Here is a 6,847-nt window from a genome sequence, read left to right as displayed (position 1 = left end):
AATCAGGGCTAATAGTCTTCTCGGTTCATACCTTGAACTTGATTTACAAAATCTTGTACCATATTTCGGTATTCTCTGAGGGTAGTATCAGCCCAATCTCGATCGTCGCTGTTGGCATAGATATGGATTAGGGGTTCTCCGGCATCGGGAAGGATCAAAATCCAATTATCGTCTTGGTAGTTAATGAGTTTGACTCCATCGATCAATTCTAAGTTTTCTGGGGCATGGGTTTCTACTAGATGTCGCATGAGTGCGCCTTTAACAGACCAAGGACAACGAACAGTATAGCGACGGTGTATGACATGGGGGAGATCGGTGCGAATTTGACCGAGCGATCGCTCCTGTGTGGTCAGAATTTCAATCATTTTGGCAATCGAGAACATGGCATCAAAACCGGGGTGCATTTGGGGGAAGATGAACCCCATATCACCACTACCGCCGAGTACGACATTAGGATGAGCTTGACAGGCTTCCATTAAAGCCGTGGGGTTGGCTTTAGTGCGGATAACTATGCCATCGTGTCGTCGGGCGATTTGTTCGACGGCGGAGGAGGCTTGAACGGGTACTACCACCGTGCTTCTGGGGTGAGCGGTCAGAACCATAGTCACCATCAGGGCGGTTAGTTCTTCTCCCCTAATTAGGCTACCACTTTCATCTACTAAAATAAACTGTTCGCCGTTAGCATAGACTTGAACGCCGAAATTAGCTCTCAGGGCTTCCACCACTCGGCCCAGTTGATCGAGTAGGTTTTCGCGATCGCTTGGGGAAATAGCAATTTGATTCAGACTAGCATTGAGGACGACCGCATCACAACCAAACTTAGCCAGTAGTCGGGGTAAAAGGGCTCCCGATACTGCATAGACGTAATCTATCACCACTTTAGCGTTGCTGTGGCGCAGGCTTTCGATATTGAGGTGTCTTTCAAAGGCGGTGCGGTAGGTGTCGATCACTTCGCTGGGGTAGGTCATGTTACCAATTTCAGCCACCCCCGCCCGTCGCAGGTCTTCCTTGAAGTAAGCACCTTCGATTTTTTTCTCTTTGGCTTTGGTGATGTTAATGCCTTTGTTGTCGAGAAATTCAATCAGAATCTGATCGGAGCGATCTGGAGATAGGCGCACATGAATACCACCAACAACGGTGAGGTTACGAATCACGGTGCGGACTACGGGAATAGCGGTGTCTTCTAGGTTAAGGACATTGACTCCCACGGACATCAAGCCCGAAATTAGCGATCGCGTTACCATGCGAGAAATGCGCCGTTGGTCGCGGGATACCGCAACGGTGGCGACTTGTTTGAGGGTTGACCCGTAGGCGGCTCCTAGTTTAACCGCAAATTCGGGGGTAATATCAATGTTAGCGAGTCCGAGAACCCCCCGTTGACCGAAAAGGTTACGCCTAGCGGTGTTTCCCCAAATTAGGTTGATGTTGAGGGTAGCCCCAGATTCAATTTTTTTACTAGGCCAAACGCGGACATTGGGGCTGATCAGGCTTTCTTCTCCTACGGTGGATAGGGAGCCGACTACTGCCCCTTCCAGGACGTGGGCGCGGCGGTCTACCCTGGCTCCTCTAGCAATCACACAGGCGCGTAAATGTACGTCCTCACCGATAATGGCTCCATTCCAAACAATGGGGCGTTTCAGGTTAGCATCACTCCCTACAGTGACATTATCTCCGAGGATAGTTCCGGCTTCTAATTGCGATCGCGGTCCAATTCTACAGTTATTACCAATAATGACTGGGGCTTCAATGCGGGCATAATCATCAATGTAGGTGTTTTCCCCGACCCAGACTCCTGGCGATCGCTCTTCGTAGGGAAAATCTAGCTTAACTTTTCCGCGTAATGCGTCATATTGGGATTCACGATAGGCTTCTAAATGACCCACATCGCACCAGTAACCGTCTGCAATAAAGCCATACATAGGAACCCCTTTGTCTAATAAAAGCGGAAAAAGGTCGTTGGAAAAATCGCATTCCTGATTAGGGGGCAGATATTCCAGGACTTCCGGTTCTAGGACATAGATTCCCGTGTTGACCGTATCGGAAAATATTTCGCTGGTGGAGGGTTTTTCTAAAAACCGCTTGATGCGTTGATTCTCGTCCGTAATCACCACGCCAAAATCGAGGGGGTTGGGAACCCGGGTTAATATCAACGTAGCCTTCGATTTTTGGGAAGTGTGAAACTTAACGGCGGCGCTGAGGTCAAAATCAGTAATGCTATCGCCACTGATCACTAAGAAGGTACTGTCTAAGAGTTCGGCAATATTTTTGACACATCCTGCAGTTCCCAGAGGTTGATCCTCTTCCACCGAATAGGTCATTTGAACGCCAAAGTCGCTGCCATTATGGAAGTATTCCCGCATGATGTCGGGTAAATAGTGCAGGGTAGCGATAACTTCCTGGAAGTGGTGCCGCCTCAGTAGGTTAATGATATGTTCGGCAATGGGGCGGTTGAGTATAGGCACCATTGGTTTGGGTAAATCACAGGTAAGAGGTCTGAGTCGCGTTCCTGACCCCCCAGCCATCAGCACTGCTCTCATAATTCCTCCTGGCGGCTTATTAAAAACAATCTTAAACTTTTCCGGCTAAGATTTAGCTTTTCTTTAGATTCATTTTGGTTTTGCTCACTGAATGCTGCCCAATCATAAATTTTTATGAATTTCGCCGAAAAGTTTGAGTGTACAGGGCTAGATTGTATTTAATTTTACCCCTTTGTAGGCAGGTTAGTTGATATAACTAAGTTCCATTTCACAGATGATTTGGAGGCAAGTATGCAATACACATTTAACTTGGTGGGAGTTTCTCCAATTCTTTCGTTTTTTTACCAGCAACAGCAGCAACAGGAACAACAGACCAGCGGCATTGAATATCTGGGCCATCGTCAGTGTACCCTGGATATGTTTCTTGAATCGGTGGAAATGGTCGCATCTAAGCGGGGATGGCAATGCGATCGCGTTGTGGATACGGTGATTAATTTTTGGATGAATAATTCTGAGAGTATCCAGTATTGGAAAGGCAGACTTGAGGATGCTGGTCACGAGAATTTGCTGGTGGCGCGGGTGGCTGATTTGAAGTCTTTGCGGACTACTTTTGAGTCGTTACTTGATGCTTAATGGGTACATGGCGGGTGGCGGGTGGTTTCAGGAAAATCAGAAGAAACCCGCCCCATGATGGTGTGCCATAAATAGTTAACTATTGATATGATTTGGGATCGCACTCTTGATCCGGTTGGCTGATGGGTGCGAGTTGTTTCGTGGCTTGATCTGATGTCTCGTGCTAAAGCGCTGCAATTTTATGTGATTACTCGCCTGTTATTGGCTCCACTAATGTTGTGGACGATTACTTCGGTGGTGTTTCTGTTGTTGCGGGCGACACCAGGTGATCCGGTCGATGCTATTCTTGGCCCTAGAGCCCCTAGTGCGGCTAAGGAGGCATTGCGATCGCAGTTGGGTTTGGGGGGGTCGTTGCTAGAACAATATATAAGTTATATGGGGGCTCTACTGCGCTTCGATTTGGGCACTTCTATAACTACTCAAGGACAGTCGGTCTGGCAGATTATTAGTGATCATTTTCCCGYTACCGTCGAATTAGCAGTTTTTAGTATGTTGGTGGCGGTCGTCGTGGGAATTACTGTCGGGGCTGTGGCCGCTTTTAGACCTAATACTATTTGGGACACTGGGGGACGCTTATTTGGAATTATTACTTATTCGGTTCCCGCTTTTTGGGCGGGGATGCTGTTGCAGTTGATTTTTGCAGTCTGGCTGGGTTGGTTTCCTTTGGGGAGTCGTTTTCCGGTGACCGTGACTCCTCCTCCTACTTATAGCGGACTTTATACCGTTGATAGTTTGTTGAGTGGCAATTTGGGGACTTTCTGGACGACTATATATTATCTGTGTCTTCCCTGTGTGACTTTGGGCATTTTGCTCAGTGGGATTTTTGAGCGCATTGTCCGCGTCAATTTGAGACAAACTCTACAAGCTGATTATGTCGAGGCGGCACGGGCGCGAGGAGTGCCGGAGTTACGGATTTTGCTGGCTCATGCTCTCAAAAATGCCATGATTCCCGTAATTACTGTGTTGGGGCTGACTTTTGCTGCCTTGTTGGGGGGGGCGATTTTAACTGAGGTCACTTTTTCTTGGCCGGGATTGGCTAATCGCTTGTATGAGGCTATCCGTCTGCGGGATTATCCCACGGTTCAAGGGGTGGTGGTATTTTTGGCCGTGATTGTGGTGGCGGCTAGTTTGGCGATCGATATTTTAAATGCTTGTATTGACCCACGGATTCGCTATTAATTCCCTGTCAGAAAATATACTTAGTTATTAATACTTAGTTATTTTTCTTAATAAATTTTAACAAACTAAAGGGCGTTGGCAGTGTATAAAGGATATTTGAAGGGGTGAGAAGGAAGGCGAATGTTGATTTATGAAGTTTGATTAACATTTGTATCAAAATATAAAATTCTTCTCATAAACCGTGTACAATCTTTTAAGATTTCGGAAAGTGTTCTAGGATACTGAAGAAATGAACCACGGGGCAATTGTTAAAAACCTTTGTCGATGGTTCGCCCCGGAAGGGGTCTTAGGAGGTGACACCGATGGATTGATTGTCGTGATCATTCATGGTGTGTCCAATCCCAACTCAACTCTAAGCAAGTCAACAAGTAGGAGATAAATCCATGTTTGATGCCTTCACCAAGGTGGTTTCTCAAGCTGATACTCGCGGCGAAATGCTGAGTACAGCTCAAATCGATGCTCTGAGCCAAATGGTTGCTGAAAGCAACAAACGTTTGGATTCTGTTAACCGCATTACCAGCAACGCTTCCACCATTGTTTCCAACGCTGCTCGTTCTTTGTTCGCAGAGCAACCCCAACTGATTGCTCCCGGTGGAAACGCCTACACCAGCCGTCGTATGGCTGCTTGCTTGCGTGACATGGAAATCATCCTGCGCTATGTAACCTACGCTGTGTTTGCTGGCGATGCAAGTGTTCTCGAAGATCGTTGCTTGAACGGTTTGCGTGAAACTTACCTGGCTTTGGGAACTCCCGGTTCCTCCGTTGCTGTCGGTGTTGGCAAAATGAAAGAAGCTGCTCTGGCGATCGTTAACGATCCCGCAGGTATCACTCCTGGTGATTGTAGCGCTTTGGCTTCAGAAATCGCTGGTTACTTTGACCGTGCTGCTGCTGCAGTTTCCTAATTAAGCAGCTCCATAGCATATCACAATTCAAACAGTTTAGCTGAAGTCTAAGTTATTTGACTTCTCTTTGTTACCTAATTTTTTGTAAACCAATCGGGAGATAACTCGAGAATGAAAACCCCCCTAACCGAAGCAGTTTCTATCGCTGATTCCCAAGGTCGTTTCCTAAGCAGCACCGAAATCCAAGTAGCTTTTGGCCGTTTTCGTCAAGCCAAAGCTGGTCTGGAAGCTGCTAAAGCTTTGACCTCCAAATCTGATAGTCTGATCAGTGGTGCTGCCCAAGCAGTTTACAACAAGTTCCCCTACACCACCCAAATGCAGGGGCCTAACTACGCGGCAGACCAACGCGGTAAGGACAAATGTGCTCGTGATATCGGCTACTACCTGCGGATGGTAACTTATTGCCTGATTGCTGGTGGAACTGGCCCCATGGATGAGTACCTGATTGCCGGTATTGATGAAATCAACCGGACTTTCGAGCTTTCTCCAAGCTGGTACATTGAAGCTCTGAAATACATCAAAGCTAACCACGGTTTGTCTGGTGACGCTGCTGTTGAAGCTAACTCCTACCTCGACTACGCGATCAACGCCCTGAGCTAGGTCCTTTTTTGCGTTGCCCGGAACGGTAAATAGCTGTTAGCAATTGGGTTATCAGTTATTTAGCAGTCCGGGCATATTTTATTAAAGCGGGATGAGCTTGGTAAAATCGGTATCCGAGATTACCTAACCGATTAAAAAGAGTTTTTTTCTCTATAACGTAAAAAAATCGGGAGAAGATTAATAATGGTTGGTTTAGCAGAAGCAAGTCGCCTAGGAATCAGAGCTTTTGAAGAGTCTGAGCGAGTGGAACTGCGCCCTAACTTCACCGAGGGTGATGTCCAAGCTGTGATTTGGGCTGCATATCGTCAGGTGATGGGTAATGAACACCTGATGCAACGGGAGCGCTTAACTAGTGCTGAGTCTTTGTTGCGCCAGGGTGAAATTACGGTGCGGGATTTTGTGCGAGCCTTAGCTGTTTCGGAACTGTACCGGAAAAAGTTTTTTTATGGCAATAGCCAAGTTCGGTTTATTGAACTGAACTATAAGCATTTGCTGGGTCGGGCTCCTTTGGATGAGTCAGAAATGGCGTTTCACGTTGATCTGTATAACGAGGAAGGCTACGAAGCGGAGATTAATTCTTACCTGGATTCTCCTGAGTATTTGGAGAGTTTTGGTGAAAATGTGGTCCCTTACTACCGTGGTTTTGCTACCCAACGGGGTCAGTGGACTGTGGGATTTAACCGGATTTTCCAACTTTACCGGGGATACGCGAATAGCGATCGCGCCCAGAACCAAACCCAAGGACGTTTAACTTGGGAAGTCGCTCGCAATACTTCTTCGCCGATTTGTCCAGCAGGTAGCGGACAGGCTCTGGTGGGGGCCAATGGTGGCGATCGCGGTCAATTATATCGTGTGGTAGTAGTACAAAAACCCACGCAGTTGACACCGAGAATGCGTAAAGCTACAGCAGAGTACACAGTAGCCTACGAGCAACTTTCAGGACAGTTGCAGCGGATCAACCGCATGGGCGGACGGGTCATCAGCGTGACCCCTGCTTAGAACAGCAAGTTGTTAACTGTTAACCAGTTAATAACAATAGCATAATCAAGTTAGATT

The 6,847-nt window shown here is 47.2% G+C and carries 6 protein-coding genes; 5 read left to right on the top strand and 1 reads right to left on the bottom strand.

Going from position 1 to position 6,847, the window contains the following annotated elements; genetic code table 11:
* Positions 1–8: 8 nt before the first annotated feature.
* Positions 9–2,537 (bottom strand): mannose-1-phosphate guanyltransferase, encoded by a 2,529-nt coding sequence (locus tag B9T16_RS03860; RefSeq protein WP_035738034.1) that lies wholly within the window; start codon positions 2,535–2,537, stop codon positions 9–11.
* A 231-nt stretch (positions 2,538–2,768) separates the two neighbouring features.
* Between B9T16_RS03860 and B9T16_RS03855 the strand changes: the two genes are divergently transcribed.
* The 5 genes from B9T16_RS03855 (at position 2,769) to B9T16_RS03835 (ending at position 6,790) form a co-directional block, all read left to right on the top strand.
* Entirely contained in the window at positions 2,769–3,110 is a 342-nt protein-coding gene (locus B9T16_RS03855) for a hypothetical protein (protein WP_006618342.1), read from the top strand.
* Positions 3,111–3,263: 153 nt separating this feature from the next.
* Positions 3,264–4,289: an ABC transporter permease gene (locus B9T16_RS03850; RefSeq protein WP_410244138.1), complete on the top strand. Its 1,026-nt coding sequence runs from the start codon at positions 3,264–3,266 to the stop codon at positions 4,287–4,289.
* Positions 4,290–4,672: 383 nt separating this feature from the next.
* Positions 4,673–5,191 carry a phycocyanin subunit beta gene (locus B9T16_RS03845; protein ID WP_006618344.1) on the top strand — a complete coding sequence of 173 codons (519 nt, stop codon included), beginning with the start codon at positions 4,673–4,675 and terminating at the stop codon, positions 5,189–5,191.
* Between the two features lie 111 nt (positions 5,192–5,302).
* Positions 5,303–5,791 carry a phycocyanin subunit alpha gene (cpcA, locus tag B9T16_RS03840; RefSeq protein ID WP_006618345.1) on the top strand — a complete coding sequence of 163 codons (489 nt, stop codon included), beginning with the start codon at positions 5,303–5,305 and terminating at the stop codon, positions 5,789–5,791.
* 183 nt (positions 5,792–5,974) lie between these two features.
* Positions 5,975–6,790, top strand: coding sequence for a phycobilisome linker polypeptide (locus B9T16_RS03835; protein ID WP_006618346.1), 816 nt, complete (start codon positions 5,975–5,977; stop codon positions 6,788–6,790).
* The last annotated feature ends 57 nt before the right edge of the window (positions 6,791–6,847 follow it).

Source organism: Arthrospira sp. PCC 8006 (genome assembly GCF_046480465.1).
In the GTDB taxonomy this organism is placed as follows: Bacteria; Cyanobacteriota; Cyanobacteriia; order Cyanobacteriales; family Microcoleaceae; genus Limnospira; species Limnospira platensis.
The sequence above is the reverse complement of the archived record's forward strand: the minus strand, read 5'-3'. Positions and strand labels throughout refer to the sequence as shown.

Bases quoted from the DNA above. Each gene is read 5' to 3' on its own strand.
- B9T16_RS03860 (WP_035738034.1), bottom strand. From the start codon at position 2,537: ATGAGAGCAGTGCTGATGGCTGGGGGGTCAGGAACGCGACTCAGACCT.
- B9T16_RS03855 (WP_006618342.1), top strand. From the start codon at position 2,769: ATGCAATACACATTTAACTTGGTGGGAGTTTCTCCAATTCTTTCGTTT.
- B9T16_RS03845 (WP_006618344.1), top strand. From the start codon at position 4,673: ATGTTTGATGCCTTCACCAAGGTGGTTTCTCAAGCTGATACTCGCGGC.
- cpcA (WP_006618345.1), top strand. From the start codon at position 5,303: ATGAAAACCCCCCTAACCGAAGCAGTTTCTATCGCTGATTCCCAAGGT.
- B9T16_RS03835 (WP_006618346.1), top strand. From the start codon at position 5,975: ATGGTTGGTTTAGCAGAAGCAAGTCGCCTAGGAATCAGAGCTTTTGAA.